This is a genomic window from Streptomyces sp. NPDC001056, from assembly GCF_053598955.1.
In genome coordinates, this window is sequence record NZ_JBSFLI010000010.1 from 150,732 (window position 1) to 175,155 (window position 24,424).

Sequence of the window (24,424 nt, forward strand, 5' to 3'; positions counted from 1 at the left end):
GACAGAGAGTCTGAGAGCCACCGTCATGAGCCGTTCCGCCCATCCCGCCGGGCCCCGTCACGCCGACGTCCTGCCCGAGGGGCACTACTCCGCGCCGCCCACCGACCTCAACGTGCTCGACCACAAGGTCTGGGCGCAGACCGTCGGCCGCGGTGAGGACGGGGTCGTCACCGTCGGCGGGGTCCCCGTGACCCGGCTCGCCGAGGAGTTCGGCACACCCGCGTACATCATGGACGAGGCCGACTTCCGGGCGCGGGCACGCGCCTGGCGCACCGCCTTCGGTTCGAACGCCGATGTGTTCTACGCCGGGAAGGCCTTCCTCTCGCGTGCCGTCGTGCGGTGGCTGGAGGATGAGGGGCTGAATCTCGACGTCTGCTCCGGCGGCGAGCTGGCCACCGCGCTTTCCGCCGGGATGGACCCCGCGCGCATCGCCTTCCACGGGAACAACAAGTCCGTCGCGGAGATCACCCGCGCCGTGGAGGCCGGCGTCGGGCGGATCGTGCTCGACTCCTTCCAGGAGATCGTGCGGGTCGCCCACATCGCGCAGTCCCTGGGCAAGCGGCAGAAGGCGCAGATCCGGATCACCGTGGGGGTCGAGGCTCACACGCACGAGTTCATCGCCACCGCCCACGAGGACCAGAAGTTCGGCATCCCGCTCGCCGGCGGGCAGGCCGCCGAGGCCGTGCGGCGTGCGCTCCAGCTGGACGGGCTCGAACTGATCGGGATCCACTCCCACATCGGGTCGCAGATCTTCGACATGTCCGGCTTCGAGGTCGCCGCCCACCGCGTCGTCGGGCTGCTCAGGGACGTCAGGGACGAGCACGGCGTCGAACTGCCCGAGATCGACCTCGGCGGCGGCCTCGGCATCGCGTACACCAGCGACGACGACCCGCGCGAGCCGCACGAGATCGCCAAGGCGCTGACCGAGATCGTCACCCGGGAGTGCGAGGCCGCCCGGCTGCGCACGCCCCGCATCTCGGTCGAGCCGGGCCGCGCGATCGTGGGCCCGACCGCCTTCACGCTCTACGAGGTCGGCACCGTCAAGCCGCTGGAGGCGCTGCGCACGTACGTGTCCGTCGACGGCGGCATGTCCGACAACATCCGGACCGCGCTCTACGACGCCGAGTACAGCGTCGCCCTCGTCTCGCGGGCCAGCGACGCCGAGCCGATGCTCGTCCGGGTCGTCGGCAAGCACTGCGAGAGCGGGGACATCGTGGTCAAGGACGCGTTCCTGCCCGCCGATCTCGCGCCGGGCGACCTGATCGCCGTACCGGCCACCGGGGCGTACTGCCGGTCGATGGCCAGCAACTACAACCATGTGCTCCGGCCGCCCGTCGTCGCGGTGAGGGACGGCGAGGCCCGGGTGATCGTCCGGCGCGAGACGGAGGAGGATCTCCTGCGTCTCGACGTCGGATGAGGTGAACGACCCGCGGGGCGGAAGATCTGCGGTCTTCTGCCCCGACGAAAATGAAATAAACGTCTCAGGATCCGGACGAAGGGTAGAAACTCCCGTCCGGTGAGTGAGACTGGTCCAACCGTAGACGGTAAGAGGAAACGAGGTCGGATGATGCGTACGCGTCCGCTGAAGGTGGCGCTGCTGGGCTGTGGGGTTGTTGGCTCAGAGGTGGCGCGCATCATGACGACGCACGCCGACGACCTCGCCGCCAGGATCGGAGCGCCCGTCGAACTCGCGGGCGTCGCCGTCCGGCGGCCCGCCAAGGTGCGCGAGGGCATCGACCCGGCCCTCGTCACCACCGACGCCACCGCACTCGTCAAACGCGGCGACATCGACGTCGTCGTCGAGGTGATCGGCGGGATCGAGCCCGCCCGCTCGCTCATCACCACCGCGTTCGAGCACGGCGCCTCCGTCGTCTCCGCGAACAAGGCCCTGCTCGCCCAGGACGGGGCCGCCCTGCACGCCGCCGCCGAGGAGCACGGCCGGGACCTCTACTACGAGGCCGCCGTCGCCGGTGCCATCCCGCTGATCCGCCCGCTGCGCGAGTCCCTGGCCGGCGACAAGGTCAACCGGGTGCTCGGTATCGTCAACGGCACCACCAACTTCATCCTCGACAAGATGGACTCCACGGGTGCCGGCTACCAGGAGGCCCTGGACGAGGCCACCGCGCTCGGGTACGCCGAGGCCGACCCGACCGCCGACGTCGAGGGCTTCGACGCCGCCGCCAAGGCCGCCATCCTCGCCGGGATCGCCTTCCACACGCGGGTGCGCCTGGACGACGTCCACCGCGAGGGCATGAGCGAGGTCACCGCCGCCGACTTCCGCTCGGCCAAGGAGATGGGCTGCACCATCAAGCTGCTCGCCATCTGCGAGCGGGCGCAGGACGGGGCGTCCGTCACCGCGCGTGTGCACCCCGCCATGATTCCGCTGAGCCACCCCCTCGCCTCCGTGCGCGGTGCGTACAACGCCGTCTTCGTGGAGAGCGACGCCGCCGGGCAGCTGATGTTCTACGGCCCCGGCGCGGGCGGTTCCCCGACCGCCTCCGCCGTTCTCGGCGACCTCGTCGCCGTCTGCCGCAACAAGCTCAACGGCACCACCGGGCCCGGCGAGTCGGCGTACGCCGCGCTGCCCGTCTCCCCGATGGGCGACGTCGTCACGCGGTACCACATCAGCCTGGACGTGGCCGACAAACCGGGTGTCCTCGCCCAGGTCGCCACCGTCTTCGCCGAGCACGGGGTGTCCATCGACACCGTTCGGCAGCAGGGCAAGGACGGCGAGGCATCACTCGTCGTCGTCACCCATCGGGCCCTCGACGCCGCCCTTTCCGGCACCGTCGAGGCGCTGCGCAAGCTCGACACCGTGCGGGGTGTCGCCAGCATCATGCGGGTTGAAGGAGAGTAACCAGCAATGACCCACCAGTGGCGCGGAATCATCGAGGAGTACCGGGACCGGCTGCCGGTTTCCGACACCACGCCGGTCGTGACGCTCCGCGAGGGCGGTACGCCCCTCGTGCCCGCGCAGGTGCTCTCCGAGCGCACCGGCTGCGAGGTCCACCTCAAGGTGGAGGGCGCGAACCCGACCGGGTCCTTCAAGGACCGTGGCATGACGATGGCCATCTCCAGGGCGAAGGAGGAGGGGGCCAAGGCCGTCATCTGCGCGTCCACCGGCAACACCTCCGCCTCCGCCGCGGCGTACGCCGTACGGGCCGGCATGGTCTCGGCCGTGCTGGTGCCGCAGGGCAAGATCGCGCTCGGCAAGATGGGCCAGGCCCTGGTGCACGGCGCGAAGATCCTCCAGGTCGACGGCAACTTCGACGACTGCCTCACCCTCGCTCGCGCGCTGAGCGACAACTACCCGGTGGCGCTGGTCAATTCGGTCAACCCGGTGCGCATCGAGGGCCAGAAGACGGCCGCCTTCGAGATCGTGGACATGCTCGGCGACGCGCCGGACATCCATGTCCTGCCGGTCGGCAACGCGGGCAACATCACCGCGTACTGGAAGGGCTACAAGGAGTACGCCGCGGACAAGATCGCCGTCCGGACGCCCCGGATGTGGGGGTTCCAGGCCGCCGGCAGTGCCCCGATCGTGCGCGGCGAGGTCGTGAAGGACCCGTCGACCATCGCCACCGCCATCCGGATCGGCAACCCGGCCTCCTGGCAGTACGCGCTCGCGGCCCGGGACGAGTCCGGCGGCGCCATCGACGAGGTGACGGACCGTGAAATCCTGCGCGCCTACCGGCTGTTGGCCGCACAGGAGGGCGTCTTCGTGGAGCCCGCCTCCGCCGCCTCCGTCGCCGGTCTGCTCAAGGCCGCCGAGCAGGGCAAGGTCGACCCGGGCCAGCGCATCGTGTGCACCGTCACCGGCAACGGTCTGAAGGACCCCGACTGGGCCGTCGCCGGCGCCCCCCAGCCGGTCACCATCCCGGTCGACCCGGCCACCGCGGCCGAGCGCCTCGGCCTCGCCTGAGGTACCCGGCGCACCGGGGTTCTCCCCGGCGACACCGGGTTTTCCCTGACAGGATGCACAGGAGGCTTACGACACGCATCGTGCGCCTCCTGTGCGCCCTATGTCGCTACTGAACCTTCCTTCGATACGCTGTACCGAACCCGCCTGTTGCATATGCACTGCGCATAGGGGCAACGCCGCGCCGTCTGCGCGGCCGAGGGTCTCCACGTACGTATCGGATGTCTTTGACAGTCACGCAGCTCAAGGAGAGTCTTCGAGCGATGGCCGGTCCAGCCTTCCGTGCCGCCGCCGTCCGGGTGCGCACCCCCGCCACCAGCGCCAATCTCGGTCCGGGCTTCGACGCCCTGGGCCTCGCGCTGGGGCTCTACGACGACGTCGTCGTCCGGGTGGCCGACTCCGGGCTGCACATCGACATCGCGGGTGAGGGTAGTGAGACCCTGCCGCGTGACGAGCGTCACCTCCTCGTCCGTTCCCTGCGCACCGCCTTCGATCTGCTGGGCGGCCAGCCCCGCGGCCTGGAGATCGTCTGCGCCAACCGCATCCCGCACGGCCGGGGCCTCGGCTCCTCCTCCGCCGCCATCTGCGCCGGCATCGTGGCCGCCCGCGCCGTGACCATAGGCGGCGAGGCCCGGCTGGACGACGCGGCCCTGCTGGCGCTGGCCACCGAGATCGAGGGCCACCCCGACAATGTGGCCGCCTGTCTGCTCGGCGGATTCACCCTTTCCTGGATGGAATCCGGCGCGGCCCGCGCGATCAGAATGGACCCCGACGATTCCATCGTTCCGGTGGTTTTCGTGCCCGGAAAGCCGGTACTGACGGAAACCGCCCGCGGACTGCTGCCGCGCACCGTGCCGCACGTCGACGCCGCCGCCAACGCGGGCCGTGCCGCGCTGCTCGTCGAGGCCCTCACCCGGCGTCCCGAACTGCTGTTGCCCGCCACCGAGGACCGTCTGCACCAGGAGTACCGCGCCCCGGCCATGCCGGAGAGCGCCGCGCTGGTGGAGCGGCTGCGGGCGGACGGGATCCCGGCCGTCATCTCCGGCGCCGGACCCACCGTCATGGCCCTGACCGACGCCGGCACCGCCGACAAGGTCTCCCACCTCGCGGGTGAGGGATGGGCCGCCAACCGGCTGGACCTGGATATGCAGGGAGCGAGCGTGCTTCCGCTTGCGCCCTGACACACGGTTGCCGGATTTGGAGAGGGGGAATGTTTGTTGGATCCGGTAGTGTTAATCTCAAGTCTGCACCCGACCCCACCATGGCGAGGTGCCACGTGTCCCCGTCCGGGACAGACATTCTTCCGGGAGCCCCCCACGCCACTCCGTGTTCCTCACGTCGTACCTGGGCAGTACGTCGTATGCGAGCACTGAGCCGGCCGCAGGGCATGCTCCGGAACAGGTGCTACCACGCCACGTGACACCGGGTGCCACGGCTCGCGGAAGCGCCATCACCGCACATCTCTCTTCCGCCGCGTTGGCGGACCACCGCCCCGGCACGGTTCACCGAAGACAGAACCGTAGCCGGACAGCACAACCGGTCGCCGAGCCAGACAGGCCGACGTCCGCTCCAGGGAAGGACCCTTCGTGAGCGACACCACCGATCTGATGGGCGCACGTGTCGAGGAGACCGCTGCCGCGCCCGCCACGGACGCCTCCGCGCCTGCCACCGGTGCCGGCTCCCGGCGGCGCCGGGGTACCGGCCTTGAGGGCATGGTGCTGGCCGAGCTGCAACAGGTCGCCTCGGGCCTCGGCATCAGGGGCACCGCGCGGATGCGCAAGAGCCAGCTGATCGAGGTCATCAAGGAGGCGCAGGCCCAGGGCGGCGCCCCCAAGGCCGAGGCCGCAACCGAGACCAAGCCGAAGCGCCGGGCCACCTCCAAGGCCCGCACCGGCGAGAGCGCGGACGGCGAGCAGAAGGCGGCCAAGGCCGAGGCGTCGGCCGAGAAGGCCCAGCAGCAGATCGAGATCCCGGGGCAGCCGGCCGGGGGCACCCGCGCGGGCGAGGCCGAGCGCGGGGGAGACGAGGCGCCGACCGAGCGCCGTCGTCGTCGTGCCACCGCGGAGGCCGGCAGCCCGGCCGTGAACGGTGCCGAGCAGGCCGCCGCCGAGGCGAGGACCGAGGCCCGCGGCGACGCGAAGGGCGAGGCCAAGGCCGACGCCCAGCAGCCGCAGCAGCAGGGCGAGTCCGCGAAGAGCGACGCCGGTGACGGCGAGGGTCGCGGCCGCCGCGACCGCCGTGAGCGCGGCCGTGACCGTGACCGCGGTGACCGTGACCGCAGTGACCGCGGTGACCGTGGTGACCGCCGCGGCAAGGGCGACGACCAGCAGGGCGGCCAGCAGCGTCAGCAGCAGGGCCAGCAGGGCGGCCGCCAGGACCGGCAGCAGGACGACGACGACTTCGAGGGCGGCCGCCGTGGCCGTCGCGGCCGCTACCGCGACCGCCGTGGCCGCCGTGGCCGCGACGAGATCGCCGAGCCGCAGGTCGCCGAGGACGACGTCCTGATCCCCGTCGCGGGCATCCTGGACATCCTCGACAACTACGCCTTCATCCGGACCTCCGGCTACCTGCCGGGCCCGAACGACGTGTACGTCTCCCTCGCCCAGGTCCGCAAGAACGGTCTGCGCAAGGGCGACCACCTCACCGGCGCGGTCCGCCAGCCGAAGGAGGGCGAGCGCCGCGAGAAGTTCAACGCGCTGGTCCGCCTCGACTCCGTCAACGGCATGGCGCCCGAACACGGCCGTGGCCGCCCGGAGTTCAACAAGCTGACGCCGCTCTACCCGCAGGACCGCCTCCGTCTGGAGACGGACCCGGGCGTGCTGACGACCCGCATCATCGACCTCGTCTCGCCCATCGGCAAGGGCCAGCGCGGTCTGATCGTGGCCCCGCCGAAGACCGGCAAGACCATGATCATGCAGGCCATCGCCAACGCGATCACGCACAACAACCCCGAGTGCCACCTGATGGTCGTCCTCGTCGACGAGCGTCCGGAAGAGGTCACCGACATGCAGCGGTCGGTCAAGGGCGAGGTCATCTCCTCGACCTTCGACCGCCCGGCCGAGGACCACACCACGGTCGCCGAGCTGGCCATCGAGCGCGCCAAGCGCCTCGTGGAGCTGGGCCACGACGTGGTCGTGCTGCTGGACTCCATCACGCGTCTGGGCCGCGCCTACAACCTCGCGGCGCCGGCCTCCGGCCGCATCCTGTCCGGCGGTGTCGACTCGACCGCGCTGTACCCGCCGAAGCGCTTCTTCGGTGCCGCGCGCAACATCGAGGACGGCGGCTCGCTGACCATCCTCGCGACGGCGCTCGTGGACACCGGGTCCCGCATGGACGAGGTGATCTTCGAGGAGTTCAAGGGCACCGGCAACATGGAGCTCAAGCTCGACCGGAAGCTCGCCGACAAGCGCATCTTCCCGGCGGTGGACGTGGACGCGTCCGGCACCCGCAAGGAGGAGATCCTGCTGGGCGCCGAGGAGCTGGGCATCGTCTGGAAGCTGCGCCGGGTGCTGCACGCCCTGGACCAGCAGCAGGCGATCGAGCTGCTGCTGGACAAGATGAAGCAGACCAAGTCGAACGTCGAGTTCCTGATGCAGATCCAGAAGACGACGCCGACCCCCGGCAACGGCGACTGACCTCCGGGTAATCGCTGACAGAGGCCGTCCCCTCGGGGGCGGCCTCTTCCGCGTGTGAAGCGAGACCTTTGCCACAGGGACTACGCACCGTGCCGGTTCGGAGACATACGACAACCGGGCGCGAAACCCCAGGTGAGCGCCGTGCCCCGGACGCGGTCGACTACCCACGGTGCCCATCGCCGCACGCGGTGGGCACTCTGCGTCGTGCAACGCTGTCCCGAGTTTCTCCGTCCTACCGCACGGAGGGACGATGGAGCGGTGACGACCGCGCCCGACCCTGACCGCAGGGGGTAACCGATCGACGAGACCTAGGAGTGCCGTGTCCGCCGAGAGCATGCCGGAACCCGCGATACCCCAGCCCGGTGCCCAGGAGCCCGGCCGAGAGGGCCGTGGACGGCGCCGCAGGCCCCGTGGCGCCGGCCGCAAGGCCCTGCTGGCGACGGCCTGGACGGCCGCCGGTGTGCTGGTGCTGGGCGGCGCGGGAGCGGGCTACCTGTACCTCAAGCTCAACGGCAACCTGCACAGCGTCGACATCAACCAGGTCCTCGGCAAGGACCGCCCCGGGAAGACCGACAACGGCTCCGAGAACATCCTGGTCCTCGGCTCCGACACGCGCGCCGGCTCCAACAAGAGGCTCGGTGGCGGCACGGACGACGGCAGCGCCCGCTCCGACACCGCGATGATCGTGCACGTCTACCAGGGCCACAAGAAGGCCGCCGTGGTCTCCATACCCCGCGACACGCTCGTGGACCGGCCCACGTGCACCGACACCAAGGGCACCACGCACCCGGCCGCGACCGGCGTGATGTTCAACGAGGCGTACTCCACCGGCGGCGCGGCCTGCGCGGTGAAGTCCGTCGAGTCCCTCACCGGCATCCGCATGGACCACTACCTGGAGGTCGACTTCGCTGGCTTCCAGCGGCTCGTCGACGACCTCGGCGGCGTCCCGGTGACCACGACCAGGGCCATCGACGACCCGCAGTCCCACCTGAGGCTCCAGGCCGGCACGCACACCCTCGACGGGCAGCAGGCCCTCGGCCTCGTCCGCACCCGGCACGGCGTCGGCGACGGCTCCGACCTGGGCCGCATCCAGCTCCAGCAGGCCTTCGTCAAGGCGCTGCTCGGGCAGGTCGAGAGCGTCGGCGTCTTCAGCGACCCCAAGAAGCTGTACGACCTCGCCGACACCGCCACCAAGGCCGTCACCACCGACTCCGACCTCGGCTCGGTCAACTCCCTCATGGACTTCGCCGACGGCCTCAAGGGCATCAGCACCCGGCACATGACGATGGTCACCATGCCCGTCCGGTACGACCCGGCGAACCCCAACCGGGTCCTGCTGGAGAAGCCGAAGGCCCAGCTGGTGTGGGACGCGCTGAAGCACGACCGCCCGATCCCGGGGTCGGCCACGAAGGGGACGGCCACGGGCGAGGCCGACGGCGTGGTGAGCGGCTGAGGGGCGGCCGGGAGGCCACCTCGCGCCCGGGGGCGCCCGGGGAATAGAACAACCGCACCCCCGGTTTTGGGGGATGGCCCCAGTCCTGGCAGACTGGTACGTCGGCCCCGGTTCACGCTCCCGCATCCCGCGGCGGCGACCCGGCGCCCTCCCGAACACTAGGAGAAACCTTGAAGCGCGACATCCACCCCGAGTACGTCGAGACGCAGGTCAGCTGCACCTGTGGCGCGTCGTTCACCACGCGGAGCACCATCGAGTCCGGCACCATCCGGGCCGAGGTCTGCTCCGAGTGCCACCCGTTCTACACGGGCAAGCAGAAGATCCTCGACACCGGTGGCCGTGTGGCCCGCTTCGAGGCCCGCTTCGGCAAGGCTGCCGCCGGCTCCAAGAAGTAGCGAGCCCCCATTCGCCGGTCCACGGCCGTACGTCCGCGAGGGCGTGCGTCCGGGACCGGCGTTTTTGGTCGCCCGCCCCTTCCCTTCACCGCAGTACAGGAGCCGAAAGATGTTCGAGGCAGTCGAGGAACTCGTCACCGAGCACGCCGACCTCGAGAAGAAGCTCGCCGACCCGTCGGTCCACGCCGACCAGGCGAACGCGCGCAAGCTGAACAAGCGCTATGCCGAGCTGACCCCGATCGTCGGCACGTTCCGCTCCTGGAAGCAGGCAGGCGACGACATCGAGACCGCGCGCGAACTCGCCGCCGACGACCCCGACTTCGCCGCCGAGGTCAAGGAGCTGGAGCAGCAGCGCGAGGAGCTGACCGAGAAGCTGCGCCTCCTGCTGGTCCCGCGTGACCCGAGTGACGACAAGGACGTCATTCTGGAGATCAAGGCGGGCGCGGGCGGCGACGAGTCGGCGCTGTTCGCCGGCGACCTGCTGCGCATGTACCTGCGCTACGCGGAGCGCGTCGGCTGGAAGACCGAGATCATCGACGCCACCGAGTCCGAGCTGGGCGGCTACAAGGACGTCCAGGTCGCGGTGAAGACCCGCGGTCAGACCGAGCCCGGCCAGGGCGTGTGGGCGCGCCTGAAGTACGAGGGCGGCGTGCACCGCGTGCAGCGCGTGCCGGCCACCGAGTCCCAGGGCCGTATCCACACCTCCGCCGCCGGTGTCCTCGTCACCCCCGAGGCCGAGGAGGTGGACGTGGAGATCAACCCGAACGACCTCCGCATCGACGTCTACCGGTCCTCCGGCCCCGGCGGCCAGTCCGTCAACACCACGGACTCCGCGGTGCGCATCACCCACCTGCCCACCGGCGTCGTCGCCTCCTGCCAGAACGAGAAGAGCCAGCTCCAGAACAAGGAGCAGGCCCTGCGTATCCTGCGCTCCAGGCTGCTCGCCGCGGCCCAGGAGGAGGCGGAGCGGGAGGCCGCGGACGCCCGCCGCAGCCAGGTGCGCACCGTCGACCGCTCCGAGAAGATCCGTACGTACAACTTCCCGGAGAACCGCATCTCCGACCACCGTGTCGGCTTCAAGGCGTACAACCTGGACCAGGTCCTGGACGGCGACCTCGACGCGGTCATCCAGGCATGCGTCGACGCGGACTCCGCGGCGAAGCTCGCGGCGGCGTAAGGCGACGCCGCCTCACAGCACATACGAGTGTTTGCAGACTTCCGGAGGACTTGCGTGAACCTGCTGCTCGCGGAGGTGGCCCAGGCCACCCAGCGGCTGGCCGACGCCGGCGTGCCCTCGCCGCGCACCGACGCGGAGGAACTCGCCGCGTTCGTGCACGGCGTCAAGCGCGGCGAACTGCACTCCGTGAAGGACGCGGACTTCGACGCCCGGTACTGGGAGGTCATCGCCCGGCGTGAGCAGCGCGAGCCGCTCCAGCACATCACCGGGCGGGCCTACTTCCGCTACCTGGAGCTCCAGGTCGGGCCCGGAGTCTTCGTGCCCCGGCCGGAGACCGAGTCGGTGGTCGGCTGGGCCATAGACGCGGTGCGCGCCATGGACGTGGTCGAGCCGTGCATCGTCGACCTGTGCACCGGCTCCGGGGCCATCGCGCTCGCCCTCGCCCAGGAGGTGCCGCGCTCCCGGGTGCACGCCGTGGAGCTGTCGGAGGACGCGCTGCGCTGGACCCGCAAGAACGTGGAGGGGTCCAGGGTCGACCTGCGCCAGGGCGATGCCCTGACCGCGTTCCCCGACCTGGACGGCCAGGTCGACCTGGTCATCTCCAACCCGCCGTACATCCCGCTCACCGAATGGGAGTACGTGGCACCCGAGGCCCGCGACTACGACCCGGAACTCGCGTTGTTCTCGGGGGAGGACGGCCTCGACCTGATCCGCGGCATCGAGCGCACCGCGCACCGGCTGCTGCGGCCCGGCGGGGTCGTCGTCATCGAACACGCCGACACCCAGGGCGGACAGGTGCCGTGGATCTTCACCGAGGAGCGGGGCTGGGCCGACGCGGCCGATCACCCCGACCTCAACAACCGGCCGCGGTTCGCCACCGCGCGCAAGGCGCTGCCGTGAGCAGCGCCGAGACTTCAACCCCGCAGTTTGTGTACGAGGAGGCCCGTTAAATGGCACGGCGATACGACACCAACGACGCGACCGACCGCGCGACGGGTCTGCGTGAAGCCGCGTCCGCCGTCCGCCGGGGCGAACTGGTGGTGCTGCCGACCGACACGGTCTACGGCATCGGCGCCGACGCGTTCTCCTCCGAGGCCGTCGCCGATCTGCTCGCCGCCAAGGGCCGGGGCCGCAACATGCCCACCCCTGTGCTCATCGGCTCCCCGAACACCCTGCACGGCCTGGTCACGAACTTCTCCGAGCTGGCCTGGGAACTGGTCGACGCGTTCTGGCCGGGTGCCCTGACGCTGGTCGCCAAGCACCAGCCGTCCCTCCAGTGGGACCTGGGCGACACCCGCGGCACGGTCGCCGTGCGCATGCCCCTGCACCCGGTCGCCATCGAGCTGCTCACCGAGGTCGGTCCGATGGCGGTCTCCTCCGCCAACCTCACCGGGCACCCGGCGCCGGAGAACTGCGACGCCGCGCAGGACATGCTCGGCGACTCCGTCTCGGTCTACCTCGACGGCGGCCCGACCCCGGGCAACGTGCCCTCGTCCATCGTGGACGTCTCCCGCGACGTGCCGGTACTGCTGCGCGCGGGCGCGATCTCCGCGGACGAGCTGCGCAAGGTCGTACCCGACCTTGAGGTGGCGAATTGACGGCCCCTGAAGCGGGGCGTGGCATAGGCATCGGGGAGCGCCTCGCGGAGGAGACGACGACCTTCGGGTTTCCGCGCGACACCTTCCGCATCCTCCACGTCAGTACCGGCAACGTGTGCCGCTCGCCCATCACCGAGCGGCTGACCCGCCATTTCGTCGCCGAGCGGCTCGGTGTGCTCGGTGGCGGGCTGATCGTGGAGAGCGCGGGCACCTGGGGTCACGAGGGCGCGCCGATGGAGGCCAACGCGGAGACCGTGCTGGCCGAGTTCGGCGCGGACGCCTCCGGCTTCATGGGCCGGGAGCTGCTGGACGAGCACGTCATCCGGGCCGACCTGGTCCTGACCGCGACCCGCGACCACCGCGCCCAGGTCATCTCCATGGGCCATTCGGCGGGACTGCGCACGTTCACCCTCAAGGAGTTCACGCGCCTGGTCCGGGCGATCGACCCCGCGACGCTGCCGCCGCTGGAGGACGGCCTCGTCATGCGCGCCCGCGCCCTGGTCCGGGCGGCCGCCGCCCTGCGGGGCTGGCTGCTGGCCCCCACGGCGGAGGCGGACGAGGTCTACGACCCCTACGGCGCGCCCCTGACCTTCTTCCGCTCCATCGGCGACGAGATAAGGGACGCGCTGGACCCGGTGGTGACGGCGCTGACGGGTGTGCCCGCACGCATGTAGCGGCGGTGGCGGGGCCTCGCGATGCCGCGCCGCCCGGCCGTGCCGGGCCTACATTGGGGATACGTCACCGTCGACCGCCCGGAGTCCGTCATGTCGGTCATCACCCCCTACGAGGCCGATGTTCTGCGGGAGCAGGACCCTGAGCTGGACGAGATCCTGTGGGGAGAGCTGCGCCGGCAGTCGACGTCGCTGCAACTGATCGCGGCGGAGAACTTCACCTCCCGCGCCGTCCTCGCCGCCCTCGGCTCATCGCTGGCGAACAAGTACGCCGAGGGCTATCCCGGCGCCCGCCACCACGGCGGCTGCGAGATGGTGGACATGGCCGAGCGGCTGGCCGTGGAGCGCGCGAGCACGCTGTTCGGGGCCCAGCACGCGAACGTACAGGCGCATTCGGGCTCCTCCGCCGTCCTCGCGGCGTACGCGGCGCTGCTGCGCCCCGGAGACACCGTCCTCGCCCTCGGCCTGCCCTACGGCGGCCATCTCACCCATGGCTCCCCGGCCAACTTCTCCGGCCGCTGGTTCGACTTCGTCGGCTACGGCGTCGACGCGGAGACCGGGCTGATCGACCACGACCAGGTGCGCCACCTGGCACGGAACCACCGCCCGAAGGCGATCGTCTGCGGGTCGATCGCCTATCCCCGGCACATCGACTACGCCTTCTTCCGCGAGGTCGCCGACGAGGTCGGCGCCTACCTGATCGCGGACGCCGCCCACCCCATCGGCCTCGTCGCCGGCGGCGCCGCCCCGAACCCGGTGCCGTACGCCGACATCGTGTGCGCGACCACGCACAAGGTGCTGCGCGGCCCCCGCGGCGGCATGCTCCTGTGCGGGAGCGAGCTGGCCGAACGCGTGGACCGGGCCGTGTTCCCGTTCACCCAGGGCGGCGCGCAGATGCACACCATCGCCGCCAAGGCCGTCGCGTTCGGCGAGGCCGCCACCCCGGCGTTCGCGGACTACGCCCACCAGGTGGTCGCCAACGCCCGCGCCCTGGCCGGCCACCTCGCCGAACAGGGGCTCGCCGTCACCACCGGCGGCACGGACACCCACCTGATCACCGCCGATGTGGCGCCGCTCGGCGTGGACGGCCGTACCGCCCGCGGCCGGCTCGCCGCCGCCGGGATCGTCCTGGACTGCTGCGCGCTGCCGCACGGCGACGGCCGGGGACTGCGCCTGGGAACCGCCGCGGTGACCACCCAGGGCATGGGCGAACAGGAGATGGCGCGGATCGCGAAGCTGCTCGCCGCGGTGGCCCGCGGGCAGACGGAACCGGCCGGGGCGCGGGCGGAGGTACGGGAGCTGACCGCAGCGTTCCCGCCGTACCCGCAGTGACCGGAGCGGGGTGCGTGGCGCCCCTCACAGCATGGTGTGCAACCATCCTGGCTACCCGTAAGTCCCCATCCATATACGCCCGCCGCTAGGCTGTGAGGCTGTGATGGCCAGCGAGACCTGTGGGGAAGCCCGTGCGTGAATACCTGCTGACGCTCTGCATCACGGCCGCGGTGACGTACCTGCTGACAGGGCCGGTGCGGAAGTTCGCGATCGTGGCGGGGGCGATGCCGGAGATCCGGGCCCGGGACGTGCACCGGGAACCCACTCCGCGCCTCGGCGGGATCGCGATGTTCTTCGGACTGTGCGCGGGCCTGCTGGTCGCCGACCACCTGACCAGCCTCAACTGGGTCTTCGAGAAGTCCAACGAGCCACGGGCCCTGCTCTCCGGCGCCGCCCTGATCTGGCTGATCGGCGTCCTGGACGACAAGTTCGAGATCGACGCGCTGATCAAGCTCGGCGGCCAGATGATCGCCGCCGGCGTCATGGTCATGCAGGGTCTGACGATCCTGTGGCTGCCCATCCCCGGCGTCGGCAACGTCGCGCTGACCCAGTGGCAGGGCACGCTGCTGACCGTGGCGCTCGTCGTCATCACGATCAACGCGGTGAACTTCGTGGACGGCCTGGACGGCCTCGCGGCCGGCATGGTCTGCATCGCCACGGTCGCGTTCTTCCTGTACGCCTACCGCGTCTGGGTCTCCTACGGCATCGAGGCCGCCGCCCCCGCCACGCTGTTCGCGTCGATCCTGATGGGCATGTGCCTCGGCTTCCTGCCGCACAACATGCACCCGGCGCGCATCTTCATGGGCGACTCCGGCTCCATGCTGATCGGCCTGGTGCTGGCCGCGGGCGCCATCTCGATCACGGGTCAGGTCGACCCGGACGTGATGAACCTGTTCTCCGGGTCCGAGCGCGCCACCGTCCACCAGATGGTGCCGGTCTACATCCCGCTGCTGATGCCGCTGACGATCATCGCCATTCCCGCCGCCGACCTGGTGCTGGCGATCGTGCGCCGCACCTGGCGGGGCCAGTCGCCGTTCGCCGCGGACCGCGGGCACCTGCACCACCGGCTGCTGGAGATCGGCCACTCGCACAGCCGCGCGGTGCTGATCATGTACTTCTGGTCGGCGCTGATCGCCTTCGGCGCGCTGGCCTACTCGGTCAACTCGGCGTCCATGTGGATCGTGCTCGGCGTCGTCTTCCTCAGCGCCGTGGGCCTCGTCCTGCTGCTGCTCCCGCGCTTCACGCCGCGGGTGCCCGTGTGGGCCCAGCGCTTCGTGCCGCCGCGGTACCGGCGCCGGCGTGCGGCGGCGGAAGCGGAAGCCGGCCTGGCGGCCGTGGAGGCCGCGGAGGCCGCGGAGGCCGCCGGAGAAGGCGGCTGTGACGAGCCCGGCACCGATGAGCGCGCCCCCGTCCCGGCCGGTGTGTCCGGCGTCAACGGGGCGACCGCAATCGGCACTCGTGGGCGTTTTCTCGATCGTTCCTGAGACGGTCAAGGTAAGAATCTGACTAGAGCATTGCCAACTCGTGGGGGAGTAAAGTTCCCCAATACCAGACAAAGCGGCTCGGTTTTTGATCAGACGTGCAGGGCCACTCTCATGTGTGACAGCAAGCACACCTACCAGGTAAAGACCTCATCAAATAGTTTGTGATACGGTTCACGAGAACCCCGGATAGAACCGAAGGACCGTAGTGCGACGGTCCATTGGTGTGAGGTTTCGATCACTCAGCCCGGGACTACGCTCGTCCATGACGACACCTGCCCCCCTGTGAAAGCGGAGTTGCCGCCATGCCGTCTTCTGACGCCCGGATCCTGGCCCAGGCCGCCGTACCCACGGCTGTCGTCGGCGCGCTTGCCGCCGTCGTCAGCGGTGTGGTCGCGGGCGGCAAGGGAGCGATCGGGGCTGTCGTCGCGACGGTGGTCGTGGTTCTGTTCATGGGGCTCGGTTTCTACGTGCTCCAGCGCACCGCCAAGTCATTTCCGCAGCTGTTCCAGATGATGGGCCTGATGCTCTACGCGGCTCAGCTGCTGCTGATGGTCATCTTCGTCGCGTTGTTCAAGAACACCACGCTCTTCAACCCGCGTGCCTTCGCCATCACGCTTGTGGTCGCCACCCTGGTGTGGATCGGCGCACAGACGCGGTCGCACATGAAGGCCAAGACCCTCTACGTCGATCCGGACGCCTCGTCCTCGGGCGACAAGCCCGAAAAGACAGGGCGTTCGTCGTGAGAGGTAGGGCCGGGATAAAGGCGCAGAACGCTTGCTGCTATCGTCCGGTGCCAACTGCGGCATCGCGGGCGCGGGCATCCGAGCTGACGCCTGATCGATCGCGAGGCGAGATGCCCCCCAGCCGCCCCCACATCCGTAACACCAGTCCCGTGCCGACCCGCGGCCGCACGCCGCGCCGACACAACGAGGTTGCCGTACCTATGCGCCACGATGAAGGAGCCCGCGGTGAGTGCTGATCCGACGCAGACGCTCGCTTTCGACACGAGCTGCCACCTGTTCAGCGGGTGCGGCTTCGACACCGTCGCTCCCGGCCTGCACTCGTTCCTCTTCGAGCCGATCTGGGGGAACACGAACGGCCTCTACTTCAACAAGCCGATGCTGCTGGCCCTGCTCGGCTCCATCATCGTCGTTGGCTTCTTCTGGGCCGCGTTCGGCAAGCCCAAGGTCGTCCCGGGCAAGCTCCAGATGGTCGCCGAGGCCGGCTACGACTTCGTGCGCCGCGGTGTCGTCTACGAGACCATCGGCAAGAAGGAAGGCGAGAAGTACGTCCCCCTGGTCGTCTCGCTCTTCTTCTTCGTCTGGATGATGAACCTCTGGTCGGTCATCCCGGTCGCCCAGTTCCCGGTCACGTCGATCATCGCCTACCCGCTGGTCCTGGCCCTGATCGTGTACATCCTCTGGGTCTCCCTCACCTTCAAGCGGCACGGTTTCGTCGGCGCCTTCAAGAACTTCACGGGCTACGACAAGTCGCTCGGCCCGGTGCTGCCGCTGGCCATGACCATCGAGTTCTTCTCGAACCTGCTGGTTCGCCCCTTCACGCACGCCGTACGACTGTTCGCGAACATGTTCGCCGGTCACACGCTGCTCGTGCTCTTCACGGTCGCCAGCTGGTACATGCTGAACGGCATCGGTATCGCCTACTCCGGTGTGTCGTTCCTGATGACGATCGTCATGACCGCCTTCGAGCTCTTCATCCAGGCCGTCCAGGCGTACGTCTTCGTCCTGCTGACCTGCTCCTACATTCAGGGCGCGCTCGCCGAGCACCACTGAGCCACTCAGCCCCGAACCCCCTGGTCGTCCGGTGGCCAACCCCCACCGGTCCGTAAAGAAAAGGAAGAACTGGCATGTCCCAGACCCTTGCCGCTGTCACTGGTTCGCTCAGCTCCGTCGGTTACGGCCTTGCGGCCATCGGCCCCGGCGTCGGCGTCGGCATCATCTTCGGTAACGGCACGCAGGCCCTCGCGCGTCAGCCCGAGGCTGCGGGCCTGATCCGCGCCAACCAGATCCTCGGCTTCGCGTTCTGTGAGGCGCTGGCCCTCATCGGCCTCGTCATGCCGTTCGTCTACTAAGACGAGCGACAGCGACAGCCCATTCGACGAAAGGCACTGAGATGACCCACTCATGGGTTCAGTTTGCGGCGGAGAAGGAGAACCCTCTCATCCCGCCGTGGCCGGAGCTCGTCATCGGCCTGATCGCCTTCGTCATCGTCTTCGGCTTCCTCGCCAAGAAGCTCCTCCCGAACATCAACAAGGTTCTGGAAGAGCGTCGCGAGGCCATCGAGGGCGGTATCGAAAAGGCCGAGGCCGCGCAGACCGAGGCCCAGAGCGTCCTTGAGCAGTACAAGGCCCAGCTCGCCGAGGCACGGCACGAGGCCGCGCGACTGCGCCAGGAGGCGCAGGAGCAGGGTGCCGCCCTCATCGCCGAGATGCGGGCCGAGGGCCAGCGGCAGCGCGAGGAGATCGTCGCCGCCGGTCACGCGCAGATCGAGGCCGACCGCAAGGCCGCCGCGTCCGCGCTGCGTCAGGACGTCGGCAAGCTCGCCACCGACCTGGCCGGCAAGCTCGTCGGCGAGTCCCTTGAGGACCACGCCCGGCAGAGCCGTGTGATCGACCGCTTCCTCGACGAGCTTGAGGAGAAGGCCGAGGCCGCGCGATGAACGGAGCGAGCCGCGAGGCCCTGGCGGCCGCACGGGAGCGTCTCGACGCGCTGACGGACTCCACGTCCGTGGACGCGGCCACGCTCGCCGACGAGCTGGCGGCCGTCACCGCGCTGCTCGACCGCGAGGCCGGCCTGCGCCGGGTTCTCACCGACCCGGCGCAGTCCGGAGAGGCCAAGGCGGAGCTGGTCCAGCGCCTGCTCGGCGCCCAGGTCAGCGGCGCGGCCGCCGACCTGGTGGCCGGCATGGCCCGCGCCCGCTGGTCGCAGCCCCGCGACCTGGTGGACGCGCTGGAGGAGCTGGCGGACGTCGCCGACCTCACCGCCGCGGAGAAGCGTGGCAACCTCGACGAGGTCGAGGACGAGCTGTTCCGGTTCGGCCGGATCGTCTCTTCCAGCACCGAGCTGCGCGCCGCCCTGACCGACCGCGCCGCGGACGCCGGGGCCAAGACCGAGCTGCTGCACCGGCTGCTCGGCGGACGGGCCAGGCCCGCCACCGAGCGTCTGGTCGCGCGCCTCGTGACCGCGCCGCGTGGTCGTAGCCTGGAAGCGGGACTGGAGTCCCTGTCCAAGCTGGCCGCGGAGCGCCGGGACCGTCTGGTCGCCGTCGTCACCTCGGCGGTGCCGCTGAGCGACGCCCAGAAGCAGCGCCTCGGCGCCGCCCTCGGCAAGCTCTACGGCCGCCGGATGCACCTCAACCTGGACGTGGACCCCGACGTCGTCGGTGGCATGCGCGTGCAGGTCGGTGACGAGGTCATCAACGGTTCGCTCGCGGACCGTCTGGACGAGGCCGCCCGCCGCCTGGCGAGCTAGCCGCGACGCGAAAGCGCCGCAGCACCTCGACGTAACGAGAAATAGCAGTACGTACTTACGGCCCTGGTTGGGCCGTGCAGAGGATTCACCTCCTGTTGGGGGGAGTCCCCATCCCCCCAAAGTGAAACTTCGGGCCCAACAAGGAGAGCAGGGAACCCAGATGGCGGAGCTCACGATCCGGCCGGAGGAGATCCGGGACGCGCTGGAGAACTTCGTCCAGTCGTACAAGCCGGACGCGGCCTCGCGCGAGGAGGTCGGTACGGTCACCGTCGCCGGCGACGGCATCGCGAAGATCGAGGGTCTTCCCTCGGCCATGGCCAACGAACTGCTGAAGTTCGAGGACGGCACCCTCGGCCTCGCCCTCAACCTTGAGGAGCGCGAGATCGGTGCCGTCGTCCTCGGCGAGTTCAGCGGTGTCGAGGAGGGCCAGCCGGTCACGCGTACCGGCGAGGTGCTCTCCGTCGCGGTCGGCGAGGGCTACCTCGGCCGTGTCGTCGACCCGCTCGGCAACCCGATCGACGGCCTCGGCGAGATCGAGACGTCCGGCCGCCGCGCCCTCGAACTGCAGGCCCCCACGGTCATGCAGCGCAAGTCGGTGCACGAGCCGATGGAGACCGGCTACAAGGCCGTCGACGCGATGACGCCGATCGGCCGCGGTCAGCGTCAGCTGATCATCGGTGACCGCCAGACCGGCAAGACCGCCCTGGCCGTCGACACCATCATCAACCAGCGCGACAACTGGCGCACCGGCGACCCGAAGAAGCAGGTCCGCTGCATCTACGTCGCCATCGGCCAGAAGGGCTCCACCATCGCGGGCGTGCGCCGCTCGCTGGAGGAGAACGGCGCCCTGGAGTACACGACCATCGTCGCCGCCCCGGCGTCCGACCCGGCCGGCTTCAAGTACCTCGCGCCGTACACCGGTTCGGCCATCGGCCAGCAGTGGATGTACGAGGGCAAGCACGTCCTCATCATCTTCGACGACCTCTCGAAGCAGGCCGACGCCTACCGCGCCGTGTCCCTGCTGCTGCGCCGCCCGCCGGGCCGTGAGGCCTACCCGGGTGACGTCTTCTACCTGCACTCGCGTCTGCTGGAGCGCTGCGCCAAGCTCTCCGACGAGATGGGTGCCGGTTCGATGACCGGTCTGCCGATCGTCGAGACCAAGGCCAACGACGTCTCGGCGTTCATCCCGACCAACGTCATCTCCATCACCGACGGCCAGTGCTTCCTGGAGTCGGACCTGTTCAACGCCGGTCAGCGTCCCGCGCTGAACGTCGGTATCTCGGTCTCCCGAGTCGGTGGCTCCGCCCAGCACAAGGCGATGCGCCAGGTCTCCGGCCGTCTGCGCGTGGACCTCGCCCAGTTCCGTGAGCTGGAGGCGTTCGCCGCCTTCGGTTCCGACCTGGACGCGGCCTCGAAGTCGCAGCTGGAGCGCGGTCAGCGCATGGTCGAGCTGCTGAAGCAGGACCAGTACCAGCCGATGGCCACCGAGGACCAGGTCGTCTCCGTGTGGGCCGGTACCAACGGTCGTATGGATGACGTCCCGGTCGTCGACATCCGCCGCTTCGAGCGGGAGCTGCTGGACTTCCTGCACCGCAAGCACCAGGGCCTGATGACCTCCATCAAGGAGGGCGCCAAGATGTCGAACGACACGATCCAGGCGATCGACGACGCGGTGGCCGAGTTCAAGAAGCAGTTCGAGACCTCGGACGGCAAGCTGCTCGGCGAGGACACTCCTGCCGCTGCCGCCAAGTGACGTAAGGAAGGGACCTGACTCATGGGAGCCCAGCTCCGGGTCTACAAGCGTCGCATCCGATCCGTCAGCGCGACCAAGAAGATCACCAAGGCGATGGAGATGATCGCCGCCTCGCGCGTCGTCAAGGCGCAGCGCAAGGTGGCGGCCTCCACGCCGTACGCGACCGAGCTGACGCGCGCGGTCACGGCGGTCGGTACGGGTTCGAACACCAAGCACCCGCTCACCACGGAGGCGGAGGCCCCGAGCCGTGCCGCGGTCCTGCTCCTCACGAGCGACCGCGGTCTGGCCGGCGCCTTCAACTCCAACGCCATCAAGGCGGCGGAGCAGCTGACCGCGCGCCTGGAGCGCGAGGGCAAGCAGGTCGACTCGTACATCGTCGGCCGGCGCGGTGTCGCCCACTACAACTTCCGCGAGCGCAAGGTCGCGGAGTCGTGGACGGGCTTCACCGACGAGCCGACGTACGCCGACGCCAAGAAGGTGGCGGCGCCCCTGATCGAGGCCATCGAGAAGGACACGGCCGTCGGCGGTGTGGATGAGCTCCACATCGTCTACACCGAGTTCGTCTCGATGATGACGCAGACCGCGCTCGACGCACGGCTGCTTCCGCTGCGCCTCGACGAGGTCGCCGAGGAGACGAGGTCCGAGGGCGAGATCCTCCCGCTCTACGACTTCGAGCCCTCGGCGGAGGACGTCCTCGACGCCCTGCTGCCGCGCTATGTCGAAAGCCGGATCTACAACGCGCTGCTCCAGTCGGCCGCCTCCAAGCACGCCGCCACGCGGCGCGCGATGAAGTCGGCCACCGACAACGCGGGCGAGCTGATCAACACGCTTTCCCGCCTTGCCAACGCGGCCCGCCAGGCCGAAATCACCCAGGAAATCAGCGAGATCGTCGGTGGCGCGAGCGCCCTGGCCGACGCGACCGCGGGGAGTGACCGATAATGACCACCACTGTTGAGACCGCGACGGCTACGGGCCGCGTCGCCCGGGTCATCGGCCCGGTCGTCGACGTGGAGTTCCCCGTCGACGCGATGCCGGACATCTACCAGGCGCTGCACGTCGAGGTGGCCGACCCGGCCAACGCCGGCGAGAAGAAGACGCTGACCCTGGAGGTCGCCCAGCACCTGGGTGACGGCCTGGTCCGCACCATCTCCATGCAGCCGACCGACGGCCTGGTCCGCCAGGCCCCGGTCACCGACACCGGTGCCCCGATCTCGGTGCCCGTCGGCGACTTCACCAAGGGCAAGGTGTTCAACACCCTCGGTGAGGTGCTGAACGTCGACGAGCAGTACGAGGGCGAGCGCTGGCCGATCCACCGCAAGGCGCCGAACTTCGACGAGCTTGAGTCCAAGACCGAGATGTTCGAGACGGGCGTCAAGGTCATCGACCTGCTCACCCCGTACGTCAAGGGCGGCAAGATCGGCCTGTTCGGCGGCGCCGGCGTCGGCAAGACGGTGCTCATCCAGGAGATGATCTACCGTGTCGCCAACAACCACGACGGTGTCTCCGTGTTCGCCGGTGTCGGTGAGCGCACCCGTGAGGGCAACGACCTCATCGAGGAGATGACCGACTCGGGCGTCATCGACAAGACCGCCCTCGTCTTCGGTCAGATGGACGAGCCCCCGGGCACCCGTCTGCGCGTCGCGCTGGCCGGCCTCACCATGGCCGAGTACTTCCGTGACGTCCAGAAGCAGGACGTGCTGTTCTTCATCGACAACATCTTCCGCTTCACGCAGGCCGGTTCCGAGGTCTCCACGCTGCTCGGCCGTATGCCGTCCGCGGTGGGTTACCAGCCGAACCTGGCCGACGAGATGGGCCTCCTCCAGGAGCGCATCACGTCGACCCGCGGTCACTCGATCACCTCGATGCAGGCGATCTACGTCCCCGCGGACGACCTGACCGACCCGGCCCCGGCCACCACCTTCGCCCACCTCGACGCGACGACGGTTCTCTCCCGTCCGATCTCCGAGAAGGGCATCTACCCGGCCGTGGACCCGCTGGACTCGACGTCCCGGATCCTGGACCCGCGCTACATCGCCGCGGACCACTACAACGCGGCCATGCGCGTGAAGAACATCCTGCAGAAGTACAAGGACCTGCAGGACATCATCGCGATCCTCGGTATCGACGAGCTCGGCGAGGAGGACAAGCTCGTCGTCCACCGTGCCCGTCGCGTGGAGCGCTTCCTGTCCCAGAACACCCACGTCGCCAAGCAGTTCACCGGCGTGGACGGTTCGGACGTGCCGCTGGACGAGTCGATCACCGCGTTCAACGCGATCTGCGACGGCGAGTTCGACCACTTCCCGGAGCAGGCGTTCTTCATGTGCGGTGGCCTTGAGGACCTCAAGGCCAACGCCAAGGAGCTGGGCGTCTCCTGAGCCTCGTGCTCGTCTGAGGGGGCGGGCGCGTCCCGCCCCCTCGGCAACGCCCACTAGAATTGACCCCAACACCCGGCACCCCTGCCGGGTGGTGACCCGAGGAGCCACCCTTGGCTGCTGAGCTGCACGTCGAGCTGGTCGCCGCGGACCGCCAGGTCTGGTCCGGCGAGGCCACCCTGGTCGTCGCGCGCACCACCTCCGGCGACATCGGCGTCATGCCCGGTCACCAGCCGCTGCTCGGTGTGCTGGAGTCGGGCCCGGTGACCATCCGTACGAGTGATGGCGGAACGGTTGTCGCCGCGGTGCACGGCGGTTTCGTCTCGTTCGCGGACAACAAGCTGTCCCTGCTGGCCGAGATCGCCGAGCTGTCGGACGAGATCGATGTCCAGCGCACGGAGCGGGAACTGGAGCGCGCGAAGGCGGAGGGCGACGCCGCCGCCGAGCGCCGCGCGGACGTCCGACTTCGTGCGGCGGCCGCGCGCTGAACCAGCCGCGCGGTACGTTGACATCACTCAGCCGCGGCCGGCCCGGAGCAATCCGGTGCCGGTCGCGGCTGAGGCAGATGTAGGTGTTTTTTCCGTTTCATTACTCAGTAGTAGAAGCAGTTCCCCTACCTAGGAGACGAGGAGGTCGGTGCCGATGGTCCTCGCTCTGACTGTGTGCGGGATCGTGGTCGCGCTCGTGGTGGTCGGGCTGTTTCTGTTCGGGCTGCGCCGTCGGCTGATCCAGCGCTCGGGCGGGACCTTCGACTGCTCCCTGCGCTGGGACGTGGCCGAGAAACCGGACGCGGGCGGCAAGGGCTGGAGCTACGGCGTCGCGCGGTACAACGGCGACCGCATCGAGTGGTACCGGGTCTTCTCCTACGCCTTCCGCCCCCGCCGCGTCCTGGAACGTGCCCAGATCGAGGTGGCCGGACGCCGGCTGCCCGAGGGCGAGGAGGAACTGGCGCTGCTGTCCGACGCGATGGTCCTCGCCTGTGTCCACCGGGGCACGCGCCTCGAACTCGCGATGAGCGAAGACGCGCTGACCGGTTTTCTCGCGTGGCTTGAGGCAGCCCCGCCCGGACAGCGGGTGAACGTGGCGTAGCCGCGTTCGCCCTCCCTCGGACGAAGACCGGGGGAGGGCGAACGGGCGTCGGCGC

The 24,424-nt window shown here is 69.7% G+C and carries 23 protein-coding genes; all 23 read left to right on the forward strand.

The features are described from left to right. Window positions 1-25 precede the first annotated feature (25 nt). Window positions 26-1,417 carry a diaminopimelate decarboxylase gene (gene lysA / locus ACWDD7_RS14960; protein ID WP_450457623.1) on the forward strand — a complete coding sequence of 464 codons (1,392 nt, stop codon included), beginning with the start codon at window positions 26-28 and terminating at the stop codon, window positions 1,415-1,417. Window positions 1,418-1,567: 150 nt separating this feature from the next. Beyond that, window positions 1,568-2,857 carry a homoserine dehydrogenase gene (locus ACWDD7_RS14965; RefSeq protein ID WP_285563390.1) on the forward strand — a complete coding sequence of 430 codons (1,290 nt, stop codon included), beginning with the start codon at window positions 1,568-1,570 and terminating at the stop codon, window positions 2,855-2,857. Window positions 2,858-2,863: 6 nt separating this feature from the next. Further along, on the forward strand, window positions 2,864-3,922 hold the full coding sequence (thrC, locus tag ACWDD7_RS14970; protein WP_450457625.1) for a threonine synthase: 1,059 nt from the start codon (window positions 2,864-2,866) through the stop codon (window positions 3,920-3,922). Between the two features lie 260 nt (window positions 3,923-4,182). After that, window positions 4,183-5,100: a homoserine kinase gene (gene thrB, locus ACWDD7_RS14975; protein ID WP_351877085.1), complete on the forward strand. Its 918-nt coding sequence runs from the start codon at window positions 4,183-4,185 to the stop codon at window positions 5,098-5,100. A gap of 405 nt (window positions 5,101-5,505) precedes the next feature. Continuing rightward, window positions 5,506-7,554: a transcription termination factor Rho gene (gene rho, locus ACWDD7_RS14980; protein WP_450457626.1), complete on the forward strand. Its 2,049-nt coding sequence runs from the start codon at window positions 5,506-5,508 to the stop codon at window positions 7,552-7,554. A 319-nt stretch (window positions 7,555-7,873) separates the two neighbouring features. Then, entirely contained in the window at window positions 7,874-9,007 is a 1,134-nt protein-coding gene (locus ACWDD7_RS14985) for an LCP family protein (protein WP_450457627.1), read from the forward strand. Window positions 9,008-9,177: 170 nt separating this feature from the next. Then, window positions 9,178-9,402 carry a 50S ribosomal protein L31 gene (rpmE, locus tag ACWDD7_RS14990; RefSeq protein ID WP_019326867.1) on the forward strand — a complete coding sequence of 75 codons (225 nt, stop codon included), beginning with the start codon at window positions 9,178-9,180 and terminating at the stop codon, window positions 9,400-9,402. A 109-nt stretch (window positions 9,403-9,511) separates the two neighbouring features. Continuing rightward, a complete protein-coding gene (gene prfA / locus ACWDD7_RS14995) occupies window positions 9,512-10,579 on the forward strand; it encodes a peptide chain release factor 1 (protein ID WP_351877082.1) in 1,068 nt (355 codons plus the stop codon). 54 nt (window positions 10,580-10,633) lie between these two features. Next, on the forward strand, window positions 10,634-11,479 hold the full coding sequence (gene prmC, locus ACWDD7_RS15000; protein ID WP_182776718.1) for a peptide chain release factor N(5)-glutamine methyltransferase: 846 nt from the start codon (window positions 10,634-10,636) through the stop codon (window positions 11,477-11,479). A gap of 50 nt (window positions 11,480-11,529) precedes the next feature. Beyond that, on the forward strand, window positions 11,530-12,177 hold the full coding sequence (locus ACWDD7_RS15005) for an L-threonylcarbamoyladenylate synthase (RefSeq protein ID WP_285563321.1): 648 nt from the start codon (window positions 11,530-11,532) through the stop codon (window positions 12,175-12,177). Then, window positions 12,174-12,851 (forward strand): arsenate reductase/protein-tyrosine-phosphatase family protein, encoded by a 678-nt coding sequence (locus tag ACWDD7_RS15010; protein ID WP_351877081.1) that lies wholly within the window; start codon window positions 12,174-12,176, stop codon window positions 12,849-12,851. The genes ACWDD7_RS15005 and ACWDD7_RS15010 overlap by 4 nt, the downstream gene beginning before the upstream one ends. 90 nt (window positions 12,852-12,941) lie before the next feature. Then, window positions 12,942-14,180, forward strand: coding sequence for a serine hydroxymethyltransferase (locus ACWDD7_RS15015; protein ID WP_351877080.1), 1,239 nt, complete (start codon window positions 12,942-12,944; stop codon window positions 14,178-14,180). 131 nt (window positions 14,181-14,311) lie between these two features. Further along, window positions 14,312-15,664, forward strand: a complete 1,353-nt coding sequence (locus ACWDD7_RS15020; protein WP_450457628.1) for an MraY family glycosyltransferase — start codon at window positions 14,312-14,314, stop codon at window positions 15,662-15,664. 302 nt (window positions 15,665-15,966) lie between these two features. Further along, window positions 15,967-16,407 carry a hypothetical protein gene (locus ACWDD7_RS15025; protein WP_351877078.1) on the forward strand — a complete coding sequence of 147 codons (441 nt, stop codon included), beginning with the start codon at window positions 15,967-15,969 and terminating at the stop codon, window positions 16,405-16,407. A 210-nt stretch (window positions 16,408-16,617) separates the two neighbouring features. Next, a complete protein-coding gene (gene atpB / locus ACWDD7_RS15030) occupies window positions 16,618-17,457 on the forward strand; it encodes a F0F1 ATP synthase subunit A (RefSeq protein WP_450457629.1) in 840 nt (279 codons plus the stop codon). A gap of 74 nt (window positions 17,458-17,531) precedes the next feature. Further along, window positions 17,532-17,756: an ATP synthase F0 subunit C gene (gene atpE, locus ACWDD7_RS15035; RefSeq protein WP_228623583.1), complete on the forward strand. Its 225-nt coding sequence runs from the start codon at window positions 17,532-17,534 to the stop codon at window positions 17,754-17,756. Between the two features lie 41 nt (window positions 17,757-17,797). After that, window positions 17,798-18,343: a F0F1 ATP synthase subunit B gene (locus ACWDD7_RS15040; RefSeq protein WP_392217902.1), complete on the forward strand. Its 546-nt coding sequence runs from the start codon at window positions 17,798-17,800 to the stop codon at window positions 18,341-18,343. Then, window positions 18,340-19,155, forward strand: a complete 816-nt coding sequence (locus ACWDD7_RS15045) for a F0F1 ATP synthase subunit delta (protein WP_450457630.1) — start codon at window positions 18,340-18,342, stop codon at window positions 19,153-19,155. The genes ACWDD7_RS15040 and ACWDD7_RS15045 overlap by 4 nt, the downstream gene beginning before the upstream one ends. A gap of 160 nt (window positions 19,156-19,315) precedes the next feature. Next, window positions 19,316-20,908: a F0F1 ATP synthase subunit alpha gene (gene atpA / locus ACWDD7_RS15050; protein ID WP_351877964.1), complete on the forward strand. Its 1,593-nt coding sequence runs from the start codon at window positions 19,316-19,318 to the stop codon at window positions 20,906-20,908. A gap of 21 nt (window positions 20,909-20,929) precedes the next feature. After that, a complete protein-coding gene (locus ACWDD7_RS15055) occupies window positions 20,930-21,847 on the forward strand; it encodes a F0F1 ATP synthase subunit gamma (protein ID WP_351877963.1) in 918 nt (305 codons plus the stop codon). Beyond that, on the forward strand, window positions 21,847-23,283 hold the full coding sequence (atpD, locus tag ACWDD7_RS15060) for a F0F1 ATP synthase subunit beta (protein WP_450457631.1): 1,437 nt from the start codon (window positions 21,847-21,849) through the stop codon (window positions 23,281-23,283). Before ACWDD7_RS15055 ends, atpD begins: the two co-directional genes overlap by 1 nt. Before the next feature lie 110 nt (window positions 23,284-23,393). Then, window positions 23,394-23,768 (forward strand): F0F1 ATP synthase subunit epsilon, encoded by a 375-nt coding sequence (locus ACWDD7_RS15065; protein ID WP_046421578.1) that lies wholly within the window; start codon window positions 23,394-23,396, stop codon window positions 23,766-23,768. Window positions 23,769-23,922: 154 nt separating this feature from the next. Beyond that, window positions 23,923-24,369: a DUF2550 domain-containing protein gene (locus tag ACWDD7_RS15070; protein WP_351877961.1), complete on the forward strand. Its 447-nt coding sequence runs from the start codon at window positions 23,923-23,925 to the stop codon at window positions 24,367-24,369. Window positions 24,370-24,424 lie beyond the last annotated feature (55 nt).